We start from the raw sequence: 22,751 nt of genomic DNA, 5'->3' as shown, positions 1-22,751 counted from the left end.
CTTCTGGTGTTGAGCTGGATTGAGTCGCGATCGCGTTTATGGCTCTTTGGTTGCTGTGTTGTATTTTGCTCTTCATCACGTCTCGGGGGGTTGACTGGCTGAGTCAGCAAAGCTGGTTGGCGACCCCAGAGCTCTCGCTGCCGTGGATGGTTTTAGGGGGGTTGGGGCTGGCGCTCGCTTCTAACTATTCCGTCTGGCAATCGCTCACCGGCCAAGAGACGCCACCCTCGGCGATCGACGACCGCTATGCACCCCCAGCGAGTATCCCCCCACCTACCGTGACGGATGCCCCTGCCGCCGCTCCGCCCTTGCCCCCGAGCTCGGCCAAACGGTCTGCCTCCATTTCCTTTGAGGTGACGACGACCAAAGCCCGCCCCTCAGAGCCGCAAGTGTGAGCTTCACAGTCCAGCTCGCTAACGACTAGAGCGACTATGGGCAGGGGTTTCTTGGCCAGTGTCAAACCAGAGAGGAATCTGATCAGCGGGGATGGGGGGAGCAAATAAATATCCCTGACCGTATTGACACCCTAGATCCATGAGCAGCAGGCGCTGAGCGTTGTTTTCGATGCCTTCGGCAATGACATCTTTGTTGAGGATATGACACAGACTTAGGATCGCCCGCACGATTTCCAGCTTGTTGGGGTCGCCGTCCATACCAGCGACAAAGGAATGGTCAATTTTGACGCCATCAATGGGCAGACGGTGCAGATAGCTGAGGGACGAGTACCCCGTGCCAAAGTCATCCAACCAAATCTGCATGCCCGAGGCTTGGAACCGCCGAAACAACTCTGTGGCGCGATCGATGTTTTTAATAAACACGCTCTCAGTGACTTCGAGTCGGATATTCTGACGCACTGCCCCAAGCGCCTCTAGCGCATTTTCTAATTCGATCAGGGAGGCGTTTTGGTTGATTTGCTGACTCGACAGGTTAATGCTGATTTTGAGCGGCTGCGCCTGGGCAGGCTGCAACGGGTGCCACGTTTGCAGTTGGCGACTGGCGGTTTGCAGCACCCACTGATCGATCGGAGCGATTAGCCCCAATTCTTCGGCTAGGGGAATGAACTCATCGGGGGGCACCATGCTACCGTCAGGTTTTTGCCAGCGAATCAGGGCTTCTGTCGAAACCAGCTGGCGCGTGGCCAAATTCACGATGGGTTGATAGTAGACCTGAAAGGCGACTTGGGCGATCGCCCGTCTGAGTTCTCCCTCCCGGTGGATACGGTGTTTGGCCTGCTGATGAATGGCCTGGTCAAACAGCTCACAACAGTTGCCACCACAGGCTTTGGCCTGATACATCGCAATATCGGCATCGCGTAATAAGTCAGACGCATTGGTGCTAACCGATGTGCTCAACACGATGCCGAGACTGCCAGTGACTTGCAGTTCGTGGTTCGTGAGGGGCAACGGCTGACTGATGGCGTGAAGGATGCGTTGAGCCGTCTTCACGGTCACTTTGGGGTCAGTCACATCTTCGAGCAGGATGGCAAACTCGTCGCCGCCGAGTCGTGCCACCGTATCTACCGATCGCAGTTGCTCCAGTAGGCGCGGGGCCACGGCGACCAGCAGTTCATCGCCCACGGTGTGGCCAAAGGTGTCGTTGATAAATTTGAAGCGATCAATGTCTAGCAGCATGACGGCAAAGCCAGAATCGGGCGATCGCTGGGTGCGTTCGATCGCTCGCTGCAAGCGATCGAACAACAACGCTCGATTGGGCAATTGGGTGAGGGAATCGTGCATGGCATTATGTTCTAACTGCGCCTGCAACTGATGCTGCTCGCTCATATCGCGAAACACCACTACAGCACCTGCGGTTTTGCCCTGGGCTTCCTGAATGGGGGCCGCACTGGGAATTACAGGGGTCGTTTCTCCGATGCGATTAGCGAGAAACATGTTGGTGTCGGCGTTGATTATCTTGCCCTGCTTTAGCGCCTGCATCACCGGGTTTTCGACTAATTCTTGCGAAAATTCATGCACCAGGCGCAACACCTCTTCTAGTGACTTGCCGATCGCCTCCGCCTCCGACCACCCCGTCAACCCTTCGGCCACCGGATTCAGAAACTTAATCAACCCTTCGGCATCCGTTGCGGCCACCCCTTCACTGATACTGTTAAGCACCCCTAACAGCCATTGCCGATTGCTTTTCAGCAGTTGATCAAACTGATGTTTGTAAAAGGCGATTTCCAAATTGGCTTTGAGTTCTCGGGGTTCAAAGGGCTTTAACACGTAGCCAAACGGCAAGGTTTCTCGGGCTCTGGTCAGGGTCGCTTCGTCGGCATAGGCCGTGAGATAAACGATGGGAATCTCTAACGCCTCGACAATCTGCTGCGCCGCCTCAATGCCGTCTATGCCCTGCCCCAGATGAATGTCCATCAGGACGATATCGGGCTGGAGCGCTGCCGCCTGTTGAATAGCCTCTTCCCCTGAGGTGGCGATCGCCTGCACGTCATATCCCAACTCGATCAAGGTCGCCTGCAAATCCATCGCAATCACGACTTCGTCTTCGACTACAAGAACGGTACAGCGTGGCATAGGTCACCCCTGTGGTTGTGGAAAGGAAAGCTTAAATTCGGTGCCGGCACAGGAGGGCACAATCTTGATTTCACCGCGTAGCTGCTTGGCCAAATTACTCACCAGTTTGAGGCCCAAAGAGGTGACCCGCTGAAGATCAAAGTCCTGGGGCAAACCAATGCCGTCGTCTTTAATCGTCAGAATAATTTGCTGAGAATCTGAATCATTCGACTCTATCGACAAGCAACCGGGTTGACTCTGGGGATATGCATATTTTAGTGAATTAGCGATTAGCTCGTTCAGGATTAAGCCGCAAGGAATTGCCGTTTCAATGTCTAGATGACAGGCGGCGATTTTAATATCAAGGGAAATTTTGCCCACTACAGGCCGGTAGGTTGCTAACAGGCTTTTGGCTAGGCTAGTCACGTATTCAGAGAGCTCGATATGGGCTAAATCACTCGATTGATAGAGTTTTTCATGGACGAGTGACATGGCAATAATCCGATTCTGACTTTCGCGAATCGCCGCTTTAGCATGGGCATCGCTGAGATTATTTGCCTGTAGGTTAAGTAGGCTAAATATAACTTGCAGGTTATTTTTGACGCGATGGTAAATTTCCTTCAGTAAGAGCTCTTTTTCTTCCAGCGAGGCTTGAATTTGAGCCTGAGCTTCGGCGGCCTTACGATCGCTAATATCCTGCTGTACAGCGACCAGTACAGGCCCATAGTCAGGGTGATCAAACACTGCGGCGGTTGCTTCACACCAAAAGGGGGTGCCATCTTTTTTGATGTTGTAAATCTCATAGGTGGCCTCCTTTTTCGCCAACACCGCTTCACGAATCGATAGCACTACGGCCTCTGGGGTCATCGCCGCATCGGGATGATTCACAATGGCCGCAGATTGCCCGTTGAGTTCGCCAGAGTCATAGCCAAACATGTGCTCAAATTTGGGGTTGGCGTAAACAATCACGCCGTTGTCGGCCCGGACTAAACAGACGCCCTCGGCCATGTTGCGGGTAATCACCGCTTGGAGCTGCAGGGCTTTTTCGGCCTGGATGCGATCGCTAATATCCCGCCCCTCAGGAATCAGGAGGACGACGTTGCCCGCGTCATCGAGCACTGGGCGCAGGGAAAAGTCGAGGGTAATCACTTGGCCTTGTGCGCCCTGCACTTCGACCTCATAGCGCATAAATTCGCCCTGGGCGGCTTGGGCGATCGCCCCCTGTAGTTTTTCCCGGGTTGCGGGTGAGATTTGCCACCAGATCATGTCCCAAAAAGGCTGCCCGCGCACGTCATCGAGCTCAATGCCGCCAAATTCGAGGGCAGTGCGGTTGGCCTCCAGCAGGATGCCCTGGGGAGTCAGCAGTCCGATGAATTGATACATCTGGTCAAAAATGCCGCGAAACTTGAGTTCGCTTTCTTTCAAAGCGGCGGCAATTTGATTGCGATCGTTGATTTCTTGTTGCAGGCTGTAGTTCAGATCACGCATTTCCGCCAGGCTGGGTAGCGCCAACGCCTGGCGTAGCGACGGCAAGAGCCAAATTGCCGTCGTGATCGAAATCCAGGCGGTAAACGCTTTGGCCGCGCCAGCCAGCCAATAGTCGGGATGCCAGAGCGTCCAGATGGCCAACAAATGCGTGATGCCGCAAGACACAATGAAGCCGCTGAACAGCCAAAAAATGCCGGGAAAGGGGAGATCATGCCGCTGCCGGATGAAATAAATCAGCAGCACGGGAATGGAAAAATAGGCGATCGCGATCAAGCCATCAGCGGCGACATGCAGCGCGACGAGCGGTGTCTGCCACAGATAACAGTGCCCATGGGGGATGTAACCCGCGCCGTCGAGTAAAAGTGCTAAAGTCATTAACTTTTTTTGCCCCCAATGATGGTTTTAAATTGCCCGAATCGTCCTGATATGTCTGCGTGGGGGCTGGAATGCTGGTAATTTCACAGACGGCCATGGGTTGACCGAGCGCTGCGGCTGCCAGGACTGGCTAAGCGTGATAGCCTTTTCCTCTAGTCGCGACTTCCAGCCCTTGCCTTAGTAAAGAAGAAGCCATGCTGTCGATTCGAAATTTGAGCAAAACCTATCGCGGTCGGCAAGCCCTGCAAAATCTGAGCCTGGATATTTTGCCGGGGGAAGTGTACGGCCTGTTGGGGCCAAACGGCGCAGGCAAAACCACCGCCATTAACCTGATTTGTGGATTGTTGCAGGCGGATGAAGGACAAGTGTTTGTCAACAATCAGCTCGCTGGTATGGCGACAAAACCCTGGATTGGGGTGATGCCCCAGGAAAATCTGCTCTATCGATCGCTGACCTGTGAGGAAAATCTACAATTTTTTGCCAAGGTGTATGGCTTGCCCCGGCGGCGGCGATCGCTCAGGGTTTCCGACTGCTTGGCGGCAGTGAGTTTGAGTGATCGCGCTAAGACCCCGGTGGAAAATCTCAGCGGCGGCATGCAGCGGCGGTTGAGCTTGGCGGTGGCGATCGTCCATTCTCCCAAGTTGCTGATTCTTGACGAACCCACCACCGGATTGGATATCGAAGCCCGCCATGAAGTGTGGAATCTGATTCGACAGCTGAGTCGCGAGCAGGGCATGACGATTTTACTTACCACCCATTTGCTGGATGAGGCGGAACGGCTGTGTCGGCGCATCGGCATTATCAAGCAGGGGCAGCTCTTGACTGAGGGCTCCCTGGCTGATTTGCGGCAGCGCATTCCCGCCTGCGAAATTATGACGGTGGAAACGAAAGAACCGGAAGTGGCGATCGCTCGCGCCCAGGAATTAGGCTTTACGCCCCGATGGTATGGCTCAGAATTGGCCTTTTGGGTGCCCGATGAGTTGGAACTGCGCGATTTGCTGGCCCGGTTTGAGGGAGTGCCCCTCGACGCGATTTCCCGCAGTCCTGTCAAACTGGAGCACATTTATTTAGAAGTGACCCAGGGTAACCTCCAGACTGAGGAAATGATTGAAGTCGAGTGAATGGGCTGGCATGCAGCTTTTCAGCGACATCAATGGATGAGGATAGAGCATGGAACAGGAGATTGTGCAGGGAGAAACGATCGCGGCGATCGCGACGGCGATTGTGCCGCAGCAGGGCAGTGTGGGCATTGTGCGGCTGTCGGGGGCGGCAGCGGGGGCGATCGCTCAAACCCTGTTTCACGCGCCAGGTCAGCAAACTTGGGAAAGTCACCGCATTTTGTACGGCTACGTCCGCGATCCCCGGACTCGGCAAACGGTGGATGAGGCGTTGCTATTACTGATGTGGTCGCCCCGGTCTTACACCCGCGAAGATGTGGTGGAGTTTCACTGTCATGGCGGCATCATGGCGGTGCAGCAAGTGTTGCAGCTGTGCTTGGCTCAGGGGGCACGGCTGGCTCAACCGGGGGAATTCACGCTCCGCGCGTTTTTGAATGGTCGCCTGGACTTGACCCAGGCCGAAAGTATCTCGGAACTGGTGGGAGCACAGTCGCCTCAGGCCGCGCAAACTGCCCTGGCGGGTGTGCAAGGCAAACTCACGCTCCCCATTCGCGAGCTGCGATCGGCCTGTCTGGATATTTTGGCCGAGGTCGAAGCCCGCATCGACTTTGAAGATGATCTGCCGCCGCTGGACGAAGCGGCAGTGGTCGCCCGTTTGGCCCAGGTGTTGCAGTCGGTGACGGCAATTTTAGACACGGCTCATCAGGGCGAGCTGTTGCGCGATGGTCTGAAGGTGGCGATCGTCGGGCGGCCTAATGTGGGCAAGTCGAGTCTGCTCAACGCCTGGAGCCGCAGCGATCGCGCCATCGTCACCGATCTCCCCGGCACCACCCGCGATGTGGTGGAGTCGCAACTGGTGGTCGGCGGCATTCCCATTCAAGTGCTCGACACGGCGGGTATTCGAGACTCGACCGATCAGGTAGAACAGATGGGCATCGAGCGATCGCGATCGGCGGCCCAATCTGCCGATTTAGTGATCTTTACCATCGACGCCCAGCAGGGCTGGACGCCCGCCGATGAGGCGCTTTACCAACTCATCCGTCAGCGTCCGATCATTTTGGTAATCAATAAAAAAGACTTACTCGAATCGACCACAGCCCTCGACTTGCCAGATCGAAATCTGCCCCACGTCTACACAGCTGCCGCCCTCAACCAGGGCATTACCGATTTGGAAAAGACCATTTTGCAATCAGTGCAGGGCGATCGCCTGCAAGCCAGCAATATTGACATCACCATCAACCAACGGCAAGCGGCTGCCCTCACCCGCGCCCGCACCGCCTTAGAACAAGTCCAAACGACAATCTCTGATCAACTGCCCCTCGACTTTTGGACGATCGATCTCCGCACTGCCGTTCACGCCCTGGGAGAAGTCACAGGCGAAGAAATCACCGAGTCCATGCTAGACGAAATTTTCAGCCGCTTTTGCATCGGCAAATGACGGGGATGTAGGGACCCACTCACCCACTCACCCACTCACCCACTCACCCACTCACCCACTCACCCACTCACCTCAACCAGGATGTGATGCTCTCGCCGCTCCCCTATCCCCCAATTTGCGACATAGTGCGGCTATAAGCTCCGGTAGTGCCAGACTCCCGCATTTTGAAATTGATCTCGGGTTTGGCGTCTACCAGTTCAGCCACTTGGGCGCGAATCTCCGCCAGGGGCACCCCGTTGCGCAACTGTTCCCGCAGGTTGATTTGCCCCGTCTCGTTCAGCAGGCAGGGCCGCAGCCAGCCATCCGCCGAGAGCCGCATCCGGTTGCAGCGATCGCAAAAACACTCCGACATTTGGCTAATAAAGCCCAGCGTCCCCTGCGCACCGGGAATCTGGAAGACATCCGCCGGGCCATTGCCGCGAACGGTGCCTTCAGCCAGTCCCCAGCGATCGCAAATCCGCTGGCGCAACTCCTCCGAGGGAATCCAGCCGCGATGCTGAAACAAATCACTATTGCCAATCGGCATGAATTCGATGAACCGAACGTGCCATTCTCGCTCCAGCGTGAGGGCGGCCAAATCCAGAACTTCGCCATCGTTGACGCCGGGGATCACCACCACATTCAGCTTCAGCGGCGCAAAGCCCACGCGATGAGCGGCCTGAATGCCAGCCCAAACGTCATGCCAGCGCGATTTCCCTCTCCCCCCAATAATGCTTTGAAAGGTGTCGGGATCCAGGGAATCGAGGCTGATATTGATGCGTCGCAAGCCCGCCTGCCAGAGCGCTTCGGCCTTTTGGGCTAGCAAAAAGGCGTTGGTGGTCATCGCCAAATCTTGGGTCTGGGGCAGATGCGCAATATCGTCCACAATCTCCACTACATCGGGGCGCAGCAAGGGTTCTCCCCCAGTAAGGCGAAAGCGCGTGAAGCCCACGGGCATAAATACGTGCTGAAGCAATGTACGCAACTCCGCACGGGTGAGCCAGTCTTGTTGCAGCGCATAGGTCAGGTCGGCCCCTTCGGGCATGCAGTACTGACATTGAAAGTTGCAGCGATCAATCAGACTGATGCGGAGATAGTCGATAGCGTTCATAAACAGGCAATCCGCTGGACAATACACGAGAGGCGCGCTGACTGAATGAGCGCGATCGCTCTACACTTTAGCAACATTTTTATTGTCAAAGTATGCAGCCCGATACGAATCCTTCGTTAGCCCCGCGTGCTGGGTACACGTTACCGGTCTTTGCCTGTGCCAGCGCGATCGCGGCCCTGAAAAAACTGTTAGTCCCTGAGACTGAGCTGGATGCGGTCGAAGTGAATTTGGTGAATCCCGATCGCACCGCGACCATTGCCGTGGAGCAAATGGCGATTTTGCCGGATGGTTCGGCCTTGGCAATTACCCGCAGTGACCCTGGTGACAACCTTGACCTGACGCGCCACACCCCCATTTGGGCCGTCGTGAGTTGGGGGCAGCCGGGCCAGTCTGACCGCATCCAAGTCGAGGGAGGTGAAGGGCTGGGACGCTTGACTCAGGAAAATGATCGCCCCGCCATTTATGCCTACGCGACCGCTGTATTGAAGGCCAATTTAGAACCGTTGCTGCCGCCCGATAAATCCTTAATGGTCACCATTATTTTGCCCGAGGGGCGATCGCTGGCCTTGCGCACCTCCAACGCGGCGTTTGGCGTGGTGGATGGGTTGTCGCTGTTGGGCACATCGGGCATTTCGGAGCCGCTGAGTGCGCCCGGCCAGTTGGAGGCCTTTCGCCAAGCGGTGCGCGAACAGGCCCAACAGTTCGACACCCTGGTGTTTTGTGTGGGGGAAAATGGCTTGCAGCGGGCGCTCACGTTGGGCATTCCTGCCGAGCGGCGGGTGAAAACGGGCAACTGGCTCGGGCCGCTGCTGGTAGAGGCGGCGCTATGTGGCATTCAGGGAATTTTGCTGTTGGGCTATCACGGCAAGCTGATCAAGCTGGCGGGGGGCATTTTTCACACCCATCACTATGTGGCCGATGGTCGCCAAGAAATTTTGAGCGCGATCGCCGCCGCCGAAGGACTCCCCACCGCCGAAGTGCGGCAATTGCTCGCCGCCGCCACTGTGGAAGCGGGCTTGACTCACCTGCGGCAGCTGGATCACCGCCACCAGCAGGATTGGGTGTCACGTATTTATCACACCTTAGTGGAACGCATTGATCAGCGAGCGATCGCGTATATTCAGGCCAACGCTGATCGCCAAATCGTCGTCGGCGCTGCCGTCTTTGACCGCCAGCGAGAAATTGTGGCCATGAGCGATCGCGCCGCCACACTCCTGCAAACTCTTTTGGTAAGCTGTTAGGAATAACTTTTTTGAAGCCAGTTACACACTTTACGGTTAAATCATTGAGCCCGGACGAGACTCGTGATCATTCGGTTCAAGTTTCAGATTTCAGAATTAGCGATATTTTTTTCCTTTAGCCCAGTTGTGATAGTGATTATCGGCGCTTGTGAGGTTCTTTCCCCTAAGTTGCCACCATTGTCGTTTTTAACCACAGGATTGCTGCCGTGACCTCCCAAACCCACACTCCCACCACCCCGACTGAGCCCAGCACTACCGCCCTGAATCGGCAAATGCTGGTGATTCTCGATTTCGGCTCCCAATATTCCGAACTGATTGCCCGCCGCATTCGCGAAACGGAAGTTTATTCCGAAGTGTTGTCCTATCGCACCACCGTGGAGCAGCTTAGACAGCTCAATCCCCAGGGCATTATTTTGTCCGGTGGCCCTAACTCTGTTTATGACGAAAGAGCACCTCACTGCGATCCCGAAATTTGGAACTTGGGCATCCCGGTGCTGGGGGTCTGTTATGGCATGCAGCTTATGGTGCAGCAGTTAGGCGGTCAGGTCGAGCGGGCGACGCGGGCCGAGTATGGTAAGGCTTCGCTGGCTATTGATGATCCGACGGACTTGCTCACGAACGTGGAAGATGGCTCGACCATGTGGATGAGTCACGGGGACTCTGTCACCCAAATGCCGAGTGGCTTTGAAGTGCTAGCCCACACTGAAAATACGCCCAGCGCCGCGATCGCCGATCACGAGCGCAAGTTTTACGGCGTGCAATTTCACCCAGAAGTCGTGCATTCCATCGGCGGGCAAGCGCTGATTCGCAATTTTGTGTATCACATTTGCGACTGCCAGCCCACGTGGACAACGGAAGCCTTTATCGAAGAAGCCGTGCGCGAAGTGCGCGCCAGAGTGGGCGATCGCCGGGTGCTGTTGGCCCTCTCCGGAGGCGTAGATTCTTCGACGCTGGCGTTTTTGCTGAATAAAGCCATCGGCGACAAGCTCACCTGCATGTTCATCGATCAGGGCTTTATGCGCAAAGGCGAACCCGAACGCCTGGTCAAGCTGTTTGAAGACGAATTCCACATTCACGTGAGCTACGTGAACGCCCGCGAGCGCTTCTTGGCGAAGGTCGAAGGCGTCACTGATCCGGAGGTCAAACGCAAGCGCATCGGCCACGAATTTATCCGGGTGTTTGAAGAAGAATCGCGCCGCCTTGGCCCCTTCGATTATTTGGCCCAGGGCACCCTCTACCCGGACGTGATTGAGTCAGCCGACACCAACGTTGATCCCAAATCAGGGGAACGGGTTGCGGTGAAAATTAAAAGTCACCACAACGTCGGCGGCTTGCCCAAAGATTTGCAGTTCAAGCTCGTCGAGCCATTGCGCAAACTGTTCAAAGATGAAGTGCGCAAGCTAGGGCGATCGCTGGGTTTGCCAGAAGAAATCGTGCGGCGTCATCCGTTCCCTGGGCCTGGTTTGGCGATTCGGATCTTGGGTGAGGTGACGGCTGAAAAACTCAATATTTTGCGGGATGCTGACTACATCGTGCGCGAAGAAATTCGAGTGCGGGGCATGTACCACGATTTTTGGCAGGCGTTTGCGGTGCTACTGCCCGTGCGCAGTGTCGGCGTTATGGGCGACCAGCGCACCTACGCGTATCCCATCGTGTTGCGCTGCGTCTCTAGCGAAGATGGCATGACTGCCGACTGGTCTCGTGCCCCTTACGAACTGCTAGAGGCGATCTCCAACCGCATCGTCAACGAAGTCAAAGGCGTCAATCGGGTCGTGTACGACATCACCTCCAAGCCCCCTGGCACGATCGAGTGGGAGTAGGGGATGAGCTTGAGCCCCTTTTGAGGCTCGTCCGCCAAGGGCTTGGTCAGAGCAGTCCGACGGTTTAGGAATACCCCAGTTAGCGGTTTCACCTCTGCCGACTGCGCAATTAGAAAGCCCCAGACCAAAACCTGGGGCTTTCGCATCGTTATGGAGCTCAAAAATTTAAGCTGCTGCTTTCTGCTTCAGCGCGCCCCCCGCAGCGATCGCACCGACAGCGAGCAAGCCCAACATCGATGCGGGTTCAGGGACATCAGCGACCCCTGCAGTTTCAGCCAAAGAGACCTTAGTTCGGAAAATGGTGTACATGTCAGCCCCCCGCTCAGCAGTCTGAAGCCAGTCGGCATCACTATCAATTCCGGCAATTGTATTCCAGGGCCGAATACCATTCTTCCCAACTGTGGTACCGTCTTGCCAACCGCCGGTGCTAATCGCTGTTCCGAGTTCATCGGCCTCAGGCACTGGGTTGCCAGCACGAGTAAACGGGTTATCTTCGTTGAAGATATATTCCCAGTCTTCTGCGGTCGACAGGAGTTTCTCACCACCGACCTCAAACTCGCCAATCCAGGCTTCAGCGACAGAAGCATCGTCCCAAGTTACTAAGTATAAGTAATCGTTGTTGTTTACCTCAAAGTCCCAGGTTTCGGGCAGAGACCAGTTATATCGACCTGGAGAGCCAGAACCGCCTGTTTCGTTACGCCCCACAAAGTTCAGGATGCTGCCATCTTCGTTGCCATAAAATAATCCATAAAAGTTATCTGCTGTGACAGTCGCTTTCACGCTAGCAGCTTCTGCTGATTGGGAACTTGCGATCACTAAACCACTTGCGATCGCGACGCCTAGAGTTACGCCGGTAAGGGATAATTTCATATCTTTAAACGCTGAATCAGTTACATTCCTATCTTTGCCTGTTCACCTCACCTTTGAGTAAGAGGTCAGCTGATTATTGACCCGAAGCTCACAACTCCCTTCTGATCAGTGAAGGAACTTTCAATAGAAGCAAGATTTTTGTCTAAATCGGTTAGTTTATAGCTAGAAATACTGCCGATTATTCATGCTCCTTAGACGACGCAAAGATTTTTTGTGCGTGGTTTCAGAGGAAATATGGACTATTTCTAATGGTTTTGCCACCTTCAAATAAGTGTAGACCGTTAAATTACGGAGCAAATCCTAGGGCTTCCCCGCATTTCTACGCCCTAATAGAATGGGCATTTTGGCAGCATTCTGTCGGTGCAGGTCAAAGCGATGTAACCGAAGTCCCGCACACCGTAAATTTGCAACCTATTTTGGGGATAGGGAAACTGAGGCGCAGGGGATCCCGCTCGAAGGGTAGGGCGATTTCTGGCTCAGAATCATAAGATTTAGACTCTCAGGCTGATTTCGAAGCACTTAGATGTGGTTCATACAGCGCCAATCTAACCGAGGAACCATGATTTAAACAACAAAAACGCTGGAGACTTTGCAGCATTCCAGCGTTGATGTCGTGAGCACCTTATTCTTGATTCAAGTACTTCAATCTTCCGACTTAAGCAACTGGTGTGGGGCGGATGCCGACGGCATGGCGATCGATGACCTGATCAATCAGACCATATTCCATCGCCTCGTGGGGAGACATGAAGAAATCACGCTCAGTATCAGAGGCAATTTTATCAAGGGGTTGCCCCGTATTTTCCGCCAGGGCCTTGTTCAACAGATCCTTAAGATAAAGAATCTCCTTGGCCTGAATCTCGATGTCGGTCGCCTGACCTTGAGCTCCCCCCAGCGGTTGGTGAATCATGATGCGGGAATTGGGCAGGCTCATGCGCTTGCCTTTTTTGCCCGCAGTCAGCAAAAATGCCCCCATACTGGCCGCTAGACCCACGCAGATGGTGCAGACATCGGGGCGAATGTGATTCATCGTGTCAAAAATCCCCAGGCCCGCTGACACCGAACCACCGGGAGAGTTGATGTAGAGATAGATATCTTTCTCGGGGTCTTCGGCCTCTAGGAACAGCATTTGCGCCACGATCAAGTTGGCCGAATCAGCGGTGACCTCTTGGCCCAAAAAGACGATGCGCTCTCGCAACAGACGAGAATAAATGTCAAAGGCGCGTTCACCACGGCCTGACTGTTCAATAACGGTTGGGATCATCGACGTCAATTCCATCTACTGCTTTCTATGATTCTACCGATTTGTCAGAGCGGTCGCGGGTTAGATTCCCTACCAACCGATGCAATTTTGAGCAATTGGCAATATTTTAAGGCTGACCGTCTGTGACGGTGTCATCGCTGCGGTTGAATTGGGTGAATTACATCACCGTCGTGATAGTCGAGATCGCCTGGTTGACGTGTTCCGCCACTTGAGATTGTGTCAAAAATTCGCCGTAGTCAGCCACTGTATCCATGCCAATCAGGCCCAACACCAATTCTGACGACAGCCACAGCGTCCCTTTTAACAGGGTCTTGCGCCATCTCGCCTGAGCGCTCGCTTTCAGCTTCTTTGCCATTGTTCTTAACCATTTACATATGTTAAGAACTGTAAACAGATGCGGGCCGCCGAGCAATCCGGTTTTCACCCCCAAGCGGTACGGCGATCGCGCTACTGAGTGCAATCGGTCGGCCAGGGCGAGGGTCAAAGAATTAGCTTCTAAAGCGCCAGAACCTTGCCTCGCAGATCTTTCGGCGCTTCGATGCCGTAGCGATGCAGCAGGGTCGGCAGAATATCGTACAGTTGTGCGCCTTCTAGGACTTGGCCGTTTTGGGGCGATCGCGGATCGTGAAAAATCATGAGGCCAAAGGGGGCGTGGTTGGCATCATCGGGGCCAGTGTCGTTTTCCACGGCGTAGAGTTCGCCCGTGCCGACACTACCGACCGATCGCCACGCTAAATCATCAAAATACACGATTAGGTCGGGCGCTCGTCCCCTCACCTTTTGATAAATCTGCTGCGGGCGAAACACCTTGACGTTTAAAGGGTCGCCGGTGGGGGTGGTGAGTTGGGATAGCTTGGCGGCTAGCTCATCCCGCAAGGCCTCATAGTCCGTCATCGTGACCGTCCCCTCAGGTTCCCGACCTTTGACGTTGAGAAAGATGCGAGCATAATATCCGCCTGCACCCCAGACCCGGGTTTGGCTCCAATCCACCGCCACCTCATTGAGAGGGACTGGCTCGGGTGGGGGCTCGTGGAGGGTGAGATAGCCGTTTTTTATTAACCATTCATTGATGCAGATACCGCCCATCAGGGGTTGTGCGCCATGGTCTGAGACAACCAGCACCGCCGTATCGTCATCACAGATTTGCAGCAATTCGCCAATGCGCTGATCAACGTGGACGTAATAGTCGTGGATGGCATTGGCAAAGGGCGAGTCTGGTTCGTACTGGGGATGGCGCGGATCCATCGGTTTCCAAAAGGCATGATGGATGCGATCGACTCCCATATCTACCAGCATGAGAAAGTCAGGCTGGTCTTGGACGATCAGCTTTTCGGCCAGGGTAAAGCGCTGGTCGCAGAGTTGAAACAGATTGTCGAGAATCCGTTGCTTATCATCGGAGCGAAAGTTGGGTACATCCATCATGAAGTCGGGCATCCAGGCGCGAATCTGGTCGCCGAGTTCGGGAGGATGGGTAAAGGGCACGTCAGTGCTGGGCGTTAAAAAGCAGGAGACGAGACTGCCATTTACCGGATACGGGGGAGAGGTACCAGGGACGCCTAACGCAGCAACGCGCCATCCGGCTTCACCGAGCCAGTCCCACAAGCGGGGAAATTTCACCGCCCGACCGTCAGAAATACCCATGCTGTGATAATCGCGATCGCGCCGATTGCGAAATCCGTAAATGCCGAGTTCACCAGGATCGCGCCCGGTCATCATGCAGCTCCATGCCGGCACGGTAATGGCGGGAATGCTACTTTCAAAGCGGCCGTAGCTGCCCTGGGTCATCAACTGTCTCAGGTTCGGCAAATCATCGCGCCAGCGATCGAATACCAACGAGGGTTCCATGCAGTCCAGTCCGATGATGAGAAGGCGGGGCGTTGGCATGAGTTTGGTTACTTGTTGAGGCTGTGTCTATTCTAAGGGGCTGCCATGATTTAGCGGTCAAATGCTTTTCCAGTCAAGGTTTCAGCCTCTACTTTGCCTGTTAAGGGCAGGTTCAGTCATGCCGGGCTTCGAGGGTCGCTGGACTGAATGAATGACGCAAACCATGGTTTCGGGGCGCTTCTTTCACCAGACGGTGTTTAGCGTTCATCAGCGATCGCGACGGGGAAAAGTCTGTTTACCTTGACCGCCGCCGAGCTGAAATATGGCTAATCGCAGATGGTTTCGTGCCTCTTCAGGCTGGAAACCAGGAGCTAAAATCCTTGGCCTATCGGCAACTGCGGCCTGTAATGACGCGAATCACTATCAATTGCCACATCTGAGATACACCCTTAATTTTCCAAAAAAAAGGACGTCCGTAGACGTCCATTCAAGCAGAGGTTTGAGGGTATGGAAACGAGTTAACTGTGTCCACCGGAAACAACTGCTAACAAGGTAGACATGTTGGCAGCCAACAAATACGCAAACGTTGCGCCGCCAATGCCACCAATTAAAAAGCCCCCGGCAAATTCGCTCCAGCCCTCATCGGTACTGAGCGCTTCGGGCGGTGTGAACGGTGCGGTCGTTTTAGCCACAGCGGGATTAACGCCAGCCCCCGAATAAATCGAGAGGCAAGCCGTCAAAATTACCACCAGGGCAGCAGCGCCCAAGAGCCCTGCCAAACCCGGAATCTCAGAATCCCGCAGGGGGCCTAACAGCGCAAACGGCCCATACAGCAAATAGCCATGGGCCATGCCTACCTCAAGCCCGCGCCGCTGAGGCGACAGCCCCTTACGGTAGGCGGGCAAATTACCAATAAATGCCTTGGTAAACCCAGAGGAATTTAATGGGGTTTCTAAGTTGCCAATTTGGGGATCTCCCATTGGCTGAATCATATCGGACATAATTTGAGTTCTCCTACTCTCGAAGATGAACGCAACACAGCAAGTAAGTCAAAATCCAAGCAATCTTGCCAACGACAAATTGCTTCAAGCCTAAAGGAAGCAGGGATGAATTTGAGTAAGCGCAGATCACCGAATAATCGGCGTTACGCTTACTCAAAACAGCCCTTTCCTAAGGATGAAGGAGTAAGTCGGGAAAGAAGCGATTGAATTCAATCAAAATACCCGCTGTGATGACCATCCAAACTGTCGCCAGCACGGGAGCCGTTGATAGATAGGTCAGCAAGTTTTTACTCATGAATGCTCTCCAACAAGTGTGAATGAACGAAGTGCCTAACGAGGAGACACGGTAATCTCATCATCCTTGGCAAACATCTCACCGCTGAGCATGTCTTTAGCCGCAGTGAGGGGCCAAGCAAACCCAGAGAGAGAGCATTTGACGGCCAAAGGCACGTCGATAATGATCTCTTTTTCCTCGGGGCTTTTTTCATCGCGCACTGCAATCAGATAAGCGCGACCAACCCAGCCAATCCAGCCGGCGATGTACAAGAACAGCAGACTCGGAATGATGAATTCGCCCAGATGAGCCAAGTCGCCATCCACAATCAAGTGGGGCAGGCCATCTTCGCCGCAGAGCAAACTAGAGTTGCCATAGAACTCGAAACGAGCCTTGGCAGAATCGGTGGTGGCATTAGCGGCACGCTGCTGGAAAGCAGCATTTTCGCCACAGGGGGTGAGGCCAGACACATTGTCACCTGCGATGCTCGCAGATGCCGGTAGGGCAAAGCCAAACCAGAGTGAAATTACTAGAGCCAGTGCAAACAACCGTCGCATACAGTGGTTTCCCTTTATTACGCAAAGGTCAAAGTTTTGAAGTCAAAACGTTAAGTTATTTGTAGGCATTTCGCCTAACAATTGGAGGTCATAATACCTTGCCCTCGATGCCCGGTAAAGCAAAGCTGGGGCGGGGTTTACATCTCTCAAAGTTTCACGCTGCGTTTTGTAAATGAAAACAGTCTTAGCCTTAGAAACAAGTTGTGATGAAACGGCGGCGGCGGTGGTGCGCGATCGCACCGTGCTCAGCAATATCGTCGCTTCACAAATCGACATTCACCGCCGCTATGGTGGGGTGGTGCCCGAAGTGGCCTCCCGTGCCCATGTCGAAAACCTTGGCGCTGTGGTTGAAGCCGCTCTGCAAGAGGCTGAGGTGACCTGGGGCGACATTGACGGTGTGGCCTCGACCTGTGCTCCGGGACTGGTGGGCGCGTTGATGGTGGGTGTTACCGCTGGCAAGACCCTCGCCATGCTGCATGACAAGCCCTTTTTAGGCATCCATCATTTAGAGGGGCACATCTACGCCTCTTACCTCAGTCAGCCCGAGTTGCAGCCGCCGTACCTCTGTTTGCTGGTCTCTGGCGGTCACACCAGCCTGATTCACGTCCAAGACTGCGGGCGATACGAAATGCTGGGTAAAACCCGTGATGATGCAGCGGGCGAAGCTTTTGATAAGGTGGCCCGCCTGCTGGAGTTGGGGTATCCCGGTGGTCCTGTGATCGACAAGTTGGCCGCCCTGGGCGATCGCACCGCCTTCAAACTGCCTGAGGGCAACATTTCCCTGCCGGGTGGGGGCATTCATCCCTACGACTCTAGTTTTAGCGGATTGAAGACTGCGGTATTGCGGTTGGTGCAGTCGCTCAAAGACGACGGCGTTGATCCCTTACCGATCAACGATTTGTGCGCGAGTTTTCAAGAGACGGTGGCGAAGGGCCTCACAAAGCGGACGATGCGCTGTGCGCAAGATTATGGCTTGACCACGATCGCGATCGGGGGTGGGGTGGCTGCTAACAGTGGTCTGCGTCAGCATCTCGCCGCAGCGGCGGCGGCAACCGGACTCACGGTGCTCTTTCCACCGCTGAAATACTGTACGGACAACGCGGCGATGATTGGTTGCGCTGCTGCCGATCATCTGGAGCGGGGGCATCAATCAGGCTTTCAACTGGGGACGCGATCGCGCATGGATTTGGCTGAGGTCATGACGCTATACGCCTAAAAAGCCCCGCCGGAGCACGACCAGCGGGGCGCAGTTGACCGGAGAGGAGACTACGTAGACAGCAACTCGCGAAACCGTCTCAATCTAGGTGCTCTAAGACGCAATTCCAGGGCGCGTCATCAATTAATTCCAGAAACCTGATGGGATCAGCATTACCGCGCCCGCACTCCGGCAATAAACTAGGGCCTGTCGTCCTTTTGCCGCAAGGCTTTGATGACTAAATGATGACAGGCCCTAGATATGCAGTTCCCCAGGATTTTGCTCATGGCGATCGCTGGCACGCCGTCCCCCCGGCGGTCATCACGGGTACTGGTGAGTTTTTGGGGCCTCGGTGTCATCCAGGGTGGGCCTGAGTAGTATTAAGCCACTGGCGCGGGCCGAGAAACGATCATCGGTGTTTTAACCATCGCCAAACATAGACATGCGGCCCGACTAAAGTGACCTGTGAGCGATCGCGATGAAACCTGGCAGCAAATACTATCCCCTTTATCAACGACTCTCCCAAGTTGAAGACAGTAGTTGCACCTTCACCCTGGCGGAGTTGGAAATTTGCATTGAGGGCAAACTACCCGCCACCGCTCGTCAAAAAAGCTCCTGGTGGGCCAACCGCAGCAAAGGCGGCAACCAGTCTCAAGCCTGGATTAAAGCGGGCTATCACGTTGACAAAGTGGATTTGGAGCAGCAGCAAGTCGTCTTCAAAAAGTTCCAGGCGGAGTACAAGATTCAGCGCGAAGACGGTGCGATTAAGTGGGAACAAGCAGCGATTCGAGCACTGCGCTTACATCTGAATCTGACCCAGTCGCAGTTTGCCGAGGCCATGGGCGTGCGCCGTCAGACCATTAGTGAATGGGAGAATGGCGTGTATGCGCCCGATCGCTCCACGATGAAACACCTGGGCCTCGTCGCGGAAACATCCGCCTTTAATCCCGCCGATTCTTACCGACCGCCCAGTGCCGAGTGAGCGGCACTTGCTCTCGCGTGTCGTTGCCGACCAAGTCCACACGTCTCAGCCCTCACCCCCCAAGCTCCGTGGGCAGTCTCCCCCTCGCCCATGGTTGAAAGAAGGGATTGGGGGACAGTAGAGCCATGCTCTTCTCACAGGATGGGAAAAGTGCTCGCAGCAGGCGGTTCAAGCCTTTCATGTACTTAGGAATCAGGCTTTAATCAGTTGCAACAGCCGCCTCGGCTGTTCACTGTCAGGCGGGTTGCAGAATTCTGCTGACAATAAAAGCCCGCTCTCACATTGTGGGAAACGGGCGAAGAACGTTTTTGATTTTGTCATTGGTGGATTAGTCGAGTAACGCATCGGTGAGATCTGCGCCCCGTAAGTTAGCCACCGATAAATCACAATCTCGCAAGTCAGCTCCCCTCAGATTGGCGTTTTGAAAATTGGCCCCTTCCAGGTTTGCCGATCGCAAATTGGCATCTTGTAAGTCTGCGCCGACGAACTGGGTGTCGGTGAGGTTGGCATCGCTCAGGTCAGCATCGCCCAATTGCGTATCGTTGAGCAGGACTCCGGTGAGATTAGCCGACTCGAAATTAGCTTCCCGTAGATCGGCTCCCGTGAGATCTACGGGCGCGGCATAGCCTAACCCCTCTGGGTTGGTCGATAGTGGTTGATTGGAGATGGAAATACGATATTTTTTGCCCAGGCTCTGGTTTTGTAAGTTAATACCCCGCAGGTCGCATTGCTGGCACGATCGCTCGACTTCAATGCGATAGATATCTTGGGTCCGCTGGTTACATCCCAACGCGATCACGCTAAGCCCAAGCGCCGCGATCGCAAGGCCTCGCTGACAAATATTCATGGCGCTCTGAGGTAATCTTCAAGCTGAATGTAGCTAAAGCGATCCTAACGTATGGGCGCGATCGCCGTTTTTGAGGCCCGGTGCAGCTCGCCCTTGCCCCTATCGTCAACATTCACACAATGCCACTCACAGCACAATGCCACTCACAGCCAGAGGCCGCGATGAAACACACCCGTCTCACCGATCTGACCGCTCAAGGCGTTTCTCACAATGCCGCCATTCGCAAAAAAGTCATGTTGCAACCGGGAGACTTGCCCCATCTCACACAATTTGCCCAGGCCCAGTTTCCACCGGGGACAGTGGCGGGTGCTCACCAACACCCAGATCTGCACGAAGTCTTTCTGGTTGAATCGGGCACTGGGGAAATCGTCATCGACGGTCAGCCCTATCGTCTTACACCTGGGGTTTGCGTCACCGTGGCTCCCGGCGAAATTCATGAAGTCAGCAATACCGGCTCCGAGCTGTTGACGCTAACTTACTTTGGCATCCGCGTTGAGTCGCCCTAGCGCGGATGCAAGTTACGAGAGAAAGATGACCGAGCGGTCTGACACTCTCACCAGTCGGTCGGCGAGGATGCCGCCAGCCGCAGTGGTCATGTCATCTACATTTCTTCCAGAGGCATTAAAAAGCACCCTGCAATGCGCCAGTCCTTGGACGGTTGCTGCTGCATTAGATAAGTCGCCTTCACGACTTCACCTGTTTGCGCCATCAGGTAAACGGTTTGCGCGGGCATTCCCTGCATTTCGTCCAGTTCCCCAAACAAGACACTGCGGGGACGATAGACGGCCTGATAAGAGCCCCGTACCATGCGCATAAAGTTACCGACGCTCTTGAACTGTTGCCGGATGGACGGGGCAGCGTATAAAAAGGCTTGAATGCCGTCGTCAGCTTTGAAGGCTTCGATCTGAGCAATAATAATTCGGCGAATGGCTTCTTTATCAGTGTTGGTGATTTCTTTAGACATCAAAGGTTCAGCTCCCTGACCGCACCATCGAGCATGATATGTAGGTTGTAAGATCCAGACTGTCGCGTAGATATCAGCCGCAGCGGATCTATGCTTTAGCATTAAGGTTTGCTTTCTCCAAACATGCCCATTATCGACGTCGACGCACTCAAAAAAGTCTACCCGATCGCGATCAAAGAGCCGGGATTCAAGGGCACCCTCAACCACTTCTTTCGTCGCCAATATCGCAACGTTGAAGCTGTGCGGCACGTCTCGTTTCAAATTGAACCCGGAGAAGTTGTCGGGTTTCTCGGCCCCAACGGTGCGGGCAAAACGACCACCCTGAAGATGCTCACCGGGCTGATTCATCCAACGAGCGGGGGGGTGAAGGTCGCGGGGCAGGTGCCGTTTCGGCGGGCTCCCGATTTTTTGCAGCAGATTACGTTGGTAATGGGGCAGAAGCAGCAGTTGTTGTGGGATTTGCCCGCAATGGATTCGCTACGGATTAATGGGGCGATTTATGGCTTGAGCGATCGCACGTTTCGCGATCGCGTGTCTGAACTGGCGACCATGCTCGACATTGCCGACAAACTCAAGCAGCCCGTCCGCAAACTCTCCCTGGGAGAACGGATGAAGGCAGAAATGCTGGCGGCACTGCTCCACCAGCCCAAAGTTCTATTTTTGGATGAGCCGACCCTGGGGCTAGATGTTAACGCTCAGGTGGCCGTACGGGAGTTTTTGAAGGAATACAACCGCCGCTACGAGGCCACGATTTTGCTCACCAGCCACTACATGGCGGACATCACGGCGTTGTGCGATCGCGTGTTGCTGATTTACCAAGGGGAGCTGATTTACGATGGCGGTCTCGACGGATTGCTCAATCGCTTTGCTCCCTACCGCGAGGTCAAAGTCGAGCTGGCTCAAGCTATGGATGCGGCTAAGCTCGCTCAATATGGCGAGGTCGAAACCTTGGCGGGCTGTAGCGCCAGTCTGATTGTGCAGCGGGCTGATTTGACCACTGCGGTGTCGCGGATATTGGCTGACCTGCCCGTGCAAGACTTGACTGTGACCGATCCCCCCATTGAGGAAGTAATTGGCCGAGTATTCCAAGCGGGGTCGGTGGCGTAATCAGGGCGTAATCAGCTGGGTCGAAAACTTTATTGGAGTGGTTTACATTTTGTTACAGACGCTGTAATGTTAGAGGCATACATAACTCCTCTGCCCTTCATGGGTAGGCTGCATCGCTTTCATCCAGCGGTGTGGTTGTAAACCTGCACTCATTTAATTAATGACTACGACTCTCCAACAACAACAGTCTGCTTCCCTCTGGGAACAGTTCTGTCAGTGGGTAACCAGCACCGAGAACCGCCTCTATGTGGGTTGGTTCGGCGTGTTGATGATCCCCACTCTCCTAGCTGCCACCGCTTGCTTCGTCATCGCCTTCATCGCCGCTCCTCCCGTTGATATCGACGGCATCCGTGAGCCCGTCGCTGGCTCCTTGATGTACGGCAACAACATCATCTCCGGTGCGGTGGTGCCTTCCTCTAACGCCATCGGCCTGCACTTCTACCCCATCTGGGAAGCCGCTTCCCTCGATGAGTGGTTGTACAACGGGGGTCCTTACCAGTTCGTTATCTTCCACTTCCTCATTGGCGTCTTCTGCTACATGGGTCGGGAATGGGAACTGTCCTACCGCCTCGGTATGCGTCCTTGGATCTGTGTTGCTTATTCTGCTCCCGTAGCAGCCGCAACCGCAGTGTTCTTGATCTACCCCTTGGGTCAAGGTTCCTTCTCTGACGGCATGCCCCTGGGGATCTCCGGTACCTTCAACTTCATGTTGGTGTTCCAGGCTGAGCACAACATCTTGATGCACCCCTTCCACATGATGGGTGTGGCAGCAGTGTTCGGTGGCTCCTTGTT

At 54.6% G+C, this 22,751-nt stretch carries 21 protein-coding genes and 1 pseudogene; 10 read left to right on the top strand and 12 right to left on the bottom strand.

Annotation, left to right across the window (positions count from 1 at the left end; translation table 11 throughout):
- The first annotated feature begins 38 nt into the window (after positions 1-38).
- The gene (locus tag JUK32_RS21230; RefSeq protein ID WP_204140870.1) at positions 39-395 is read left to right on the top strand and encodes a hypothetical protein; all 357 of its coding nucleotides are present in this window, start codon (positions 39-41) and stop codon (positions 393-395) included.
- Between the two features lie 18 nt (positions 396-413).
- Here the strand turns inward: JUK32_RS21230 and JUK32_RS21225 are convergent, their stop codons facing one another.
- Together JUK32_RS21225 and JUK32_RS21220 are read right to left on the bottom strand one after the other, a co-directional pair.
- Positions 414-2,528 carry a bifunctional diguanylate cyclase/phosphodiesterase gene (locus tag JUK32_RS21225; RefSeq protein ID WP_204140869.1) on the bottom strand — a complete coding sequence of 705 codons (2,115 nt, stop codon included), beginning with the start codon at positions 2,526-2,528 and terminating at the stop codon, positions 414-416.
- A 3-nt stretch (positions 2,529-2,531) separates the two neighbouring features.
- Positions 2,532-4,370 (bottom strand): sensor histidine kinase, encoded by a 1,839-nt coding sequence (locus JUK32_RS21220; RefSeq protein ID WP_204140868.1) that lies wholly within the window; start codon positions 4,368-4,370, stop codon positions 2,532-2,534.
- 194 nt (positions 4,371-4,564) lie between these two features.
- Here JUK32_RS21220 and JUK32_RS21215 point away from each other — a divergent pair, with 194 nt between their 5' ends.
- Together JUK32_RS21215 and mnmE are read left to right on the top strand one after the other, a co-directional pair.
- Positions 4,565-5,491, top strand: a complete 927-nt coding sequence (locus tag JUK32_RS21215) for an ABC transporter ATP-binding protein (protein WP_204140867.1) — start codon at positions 4,565-4,567, stop codon at positions 5,489-5,491.
- 49 nt (positions 5,492-5,540) lie between these two features.
- Positions 5,541-6,926: a tRNA uridine-5-carboxymethylaminomethyl(34) synthesis GTPase MnmE gene (gene mnmE, locus JUK32_RS21210; RefSeq protein ID WP_204140866.1), complete on the top strand. Its 1,386-nt coding sequence runs from the start codon at positions 5,541-5,543 to the stop codon at positions 6,924-6,926.
- A 103-nt stretch (positions 6,927-7,029) separates the two neighbouring features.
- On the opposite strand, the gene moaA is transcribed toward mnmE, so the two are convergent.
- Positions 7,030-8,016 (bottom strand): GTP 3',8-cyclase MoaA, encoded by a 987-nt coding sequence (moaA, locus tag JUK32_RS21205; protein ID WP_204140865.1) that lies wholly within the window; start codon positions 8,014-8,016, stop codon positions 7,030-7,032.
- Between the two features lie 92 nt (positions 8,017-8,108).
- On the opposite strand from moaA, the gene cbiD reads away from it, so the two are divergent.
- Complete coding sequence (gene cbiD / locus JUK32_RS21200; protein ID WP_204140864.1) at positions 8,109-9,257, top strand: cobalt-precorrin-5B (C(1))-methyltransferase CbiD; 1,149 nt, start codon at positions 8,109-8,111, stop codon at positions 9,255-9,257.
- A gap of 206 nt (positions 9,258-9,463) precedes the next feature.
- A complete protein-coding gene (gene guaA, locus JUK32_RS21195) occupies positions 9,464-11,077 on the top strand; it encodes a glutamine-hydrolyzing GMP synthase (RefSeq protein ID WP_375541595.1) in 1,614 nt (537 codons plus the stop codon).
- Between the two features lie 165 nt (positions 11,078-11,242).
- Here the strand turns inward: guaA and JUK32_RS21190 are convergent, their stop codons facing one another.
- The 7 genes from JUK32_RS21190 to JUK32_RS21160 all read right to left on the bottom strand — a co-directional run bounded on the left by JUK32_RS21190 (position 11,243) and on the right by JUK32_RS21160 (position 16,864).
- Positions 11,243-11,947, bottom strand: coding sequence for a PEP-CTERM sorting domain-containing protein (locus JUK32_RS21190; RefSeq protein WP_204140863.1), 705 nt, complete (start codon positions 11,945-11,947; stop codon positions 11,243-11,245).
- 655 nt (positions 11,948-12,602) lie between these two features.
- Positions 12,603-13,208, bottom strand: a complete 606-nt coding sequence (gene clpP, locus JUK32_RS21185; RefSeq protein ID WP_204140862.1) for an ATP-dependent Clp endopeptidase proteolytic subunit ClpP — start codon at positions 13,206-13,208, stop codon at positions 12,603-12,605.
- A gap of 157 nt (positions 13,209-13,365) precedes the next feature.
- A complete protein-coding gene (locus JUK32_RS21180) occupies positions 13,366-13,563 on the bottom strand; it encodes a hypothetical protein (RefSeq protein WP_204140861.1) in 198 nt (65 codons plus the stop codon).
- A 140-nt stretch (positions 13,564-13,703) separates the two neighbouring features.
- Entirely contained in the window at positions 13,704-15,092 is a 1,389-nt protein-coding gene (locus tag JUK32_RS21175; protein WP_204140860.1) for an alkaline phosphatase family protein, read from the bottom strand.
- A 458-nt stretch (positions 15,093-15,550) separates the two neighbouring features.
- Complete coding sequence (locus tag JUK32_RS21170) at positions 15,551-16,033, bottom strand: photosystem I reaction center subunit XI (RefSeq protein ID WP_204140859.1); 483 nt, start codon at positions 16,031-16,033, stop codon at positions 15,551-15,553.
- 169 nt (positions 16,034-16,202) lie between these two features.
- The gene (psaJ, locus tag JUK32_RS21165) at positions 16,203-16,328 is read right to left on the bottom strand and encodes a photosystem I reaction center subunit IX (RefSeq protein WP_204140858.1); all 126 of its coding nucleotides are present in this window, start codon (positions 16,326-16,328) and stop codon (positions 16,203-16,205) included.
- A 35-nt stretch (positions 16,329-16,363) separates the two neighbouring features.
- Positions 16,364-16,864 (bottom strand): Photosystem I reaction center subunit III, encoded by a 501-nt coding sequence (locus JUK32_RS21160; RefSeq protein WP_204140857.1) that lies wholly within the window; start codon positions 16,862-16,864, stop codon positions 16,364-16,366.
- 172 nt (positions 16,865-17,036) lie between these two features.
- On the opposite strand from JUK32_RS21160, the gene tsaD reads away from it, so the two are divergent.
- Both tsaD and JUK32_RS21150 read left to right on the top strand, forming a co-directional pair.
- A complete protein-coding gene (tsaD, locus tag JUK32_RS21155) occupies positions 17,037-18,080 on the top strand; it encodes a tRNA (adenosine(37)-N6)-threonylcarbamoyltransferase complex transferase subunit TsaD (protein WP_204140856.1) in 1,044 nt (347 codons plus the stop codon).
- A gap of 457 nt (positions 18,081-18,537) precedes the next feature.
- Positions 18,538-19,041, top strand: coding sequence for a helix-turn-helix transcriptional regulator (locus JUK32_RS21150; protein ID WP_204140855.1), 504 nt, complete (start codon positions 18,538-18,540; stop codon positions 19,039-19,041).
- A 328-nt stretch (positions 19,042-19,369) separates the two neighbouring features.
- On the opposite strand, the gene JUK32_RS21145 is transcribed toward JUK32_RS21150, so the two are convergent.
- Positions 19,370-19,888 (bottom strand): pentapeptide repeat-containing protein, encoded by a 519-nt coding sequence (locus tag JUK32_RS21145; protein ID WP_204140854.1) that lies wholly within the window; start codon positions 19,886-19,888, stop codon positions 19,370-19,372.
- Positions 19,889-20,049: 161 nt separating this feature from the next.
- On the opposite strand from JUK32_RS21145, the gene JUK32_RS21140 reads away from it, so the two are divergent.
- Positions 20,050-20,394, top strand: coding sequence for a cupin domain-containing protein (locus JUK32_RS21140; protein ID WP_204140853.1), 345 nt, complete (start codon positions 20,050-20,052; stop codon positions 20,392-20,394).
- A 95-nt stretch (positions 20,395-20,489) separates the two neighbouring features.
- On the opposite strand, the gene JUK32_RS21135 is transcribed toward JUK32_RS21140, so the two are convergent.
- Entirely contained in the window at positions 20,490-20,852 is a 363-nt protein-coding gene (locus JUK32_RS21135) for a DUF4864 domain-containing protein (RefSeq protein ID WP_204140852.1), read from the bottom strand.
- Between the two features lie 123 nt (positions 20,853-20,975).
- On the opposite strand from JUK32_RS21135, the gene JUK32_RS21130 reads away from it, so the two are divergent.
- Positions 20,976-21,959, top strand: coding sequence for an ATP-binding cassette domain-containing protein (locus JUK32_RS21130; RefSeq protein WP_204140851.1), 984 nt, complete (start codon positions 20,976-20,978; stop codon positions 21,957-21,959).
- Between the two features lie 160 nt (positions 21,960-22,119).
- A pseudogene (locus tag JUK32_RS21125) lies at positions 22,120-22,751 on the top strand (photosystem II q(b) protein); the annotation flags it as partial.

It is taken from the genome of Halomicronema sp. CCY15110, from assembly GCF_016888165.1.
In the GTDB taxonomy this organism is placed as follows: Bacteria; Cyanobacteriota; Cyanobacteriia; order Phormidesmidales; family Phormidesmidaceae; genus Halomicronema.
This window is presented reverse-complemented; position numbering and strand designations above follow the sequence as displayed.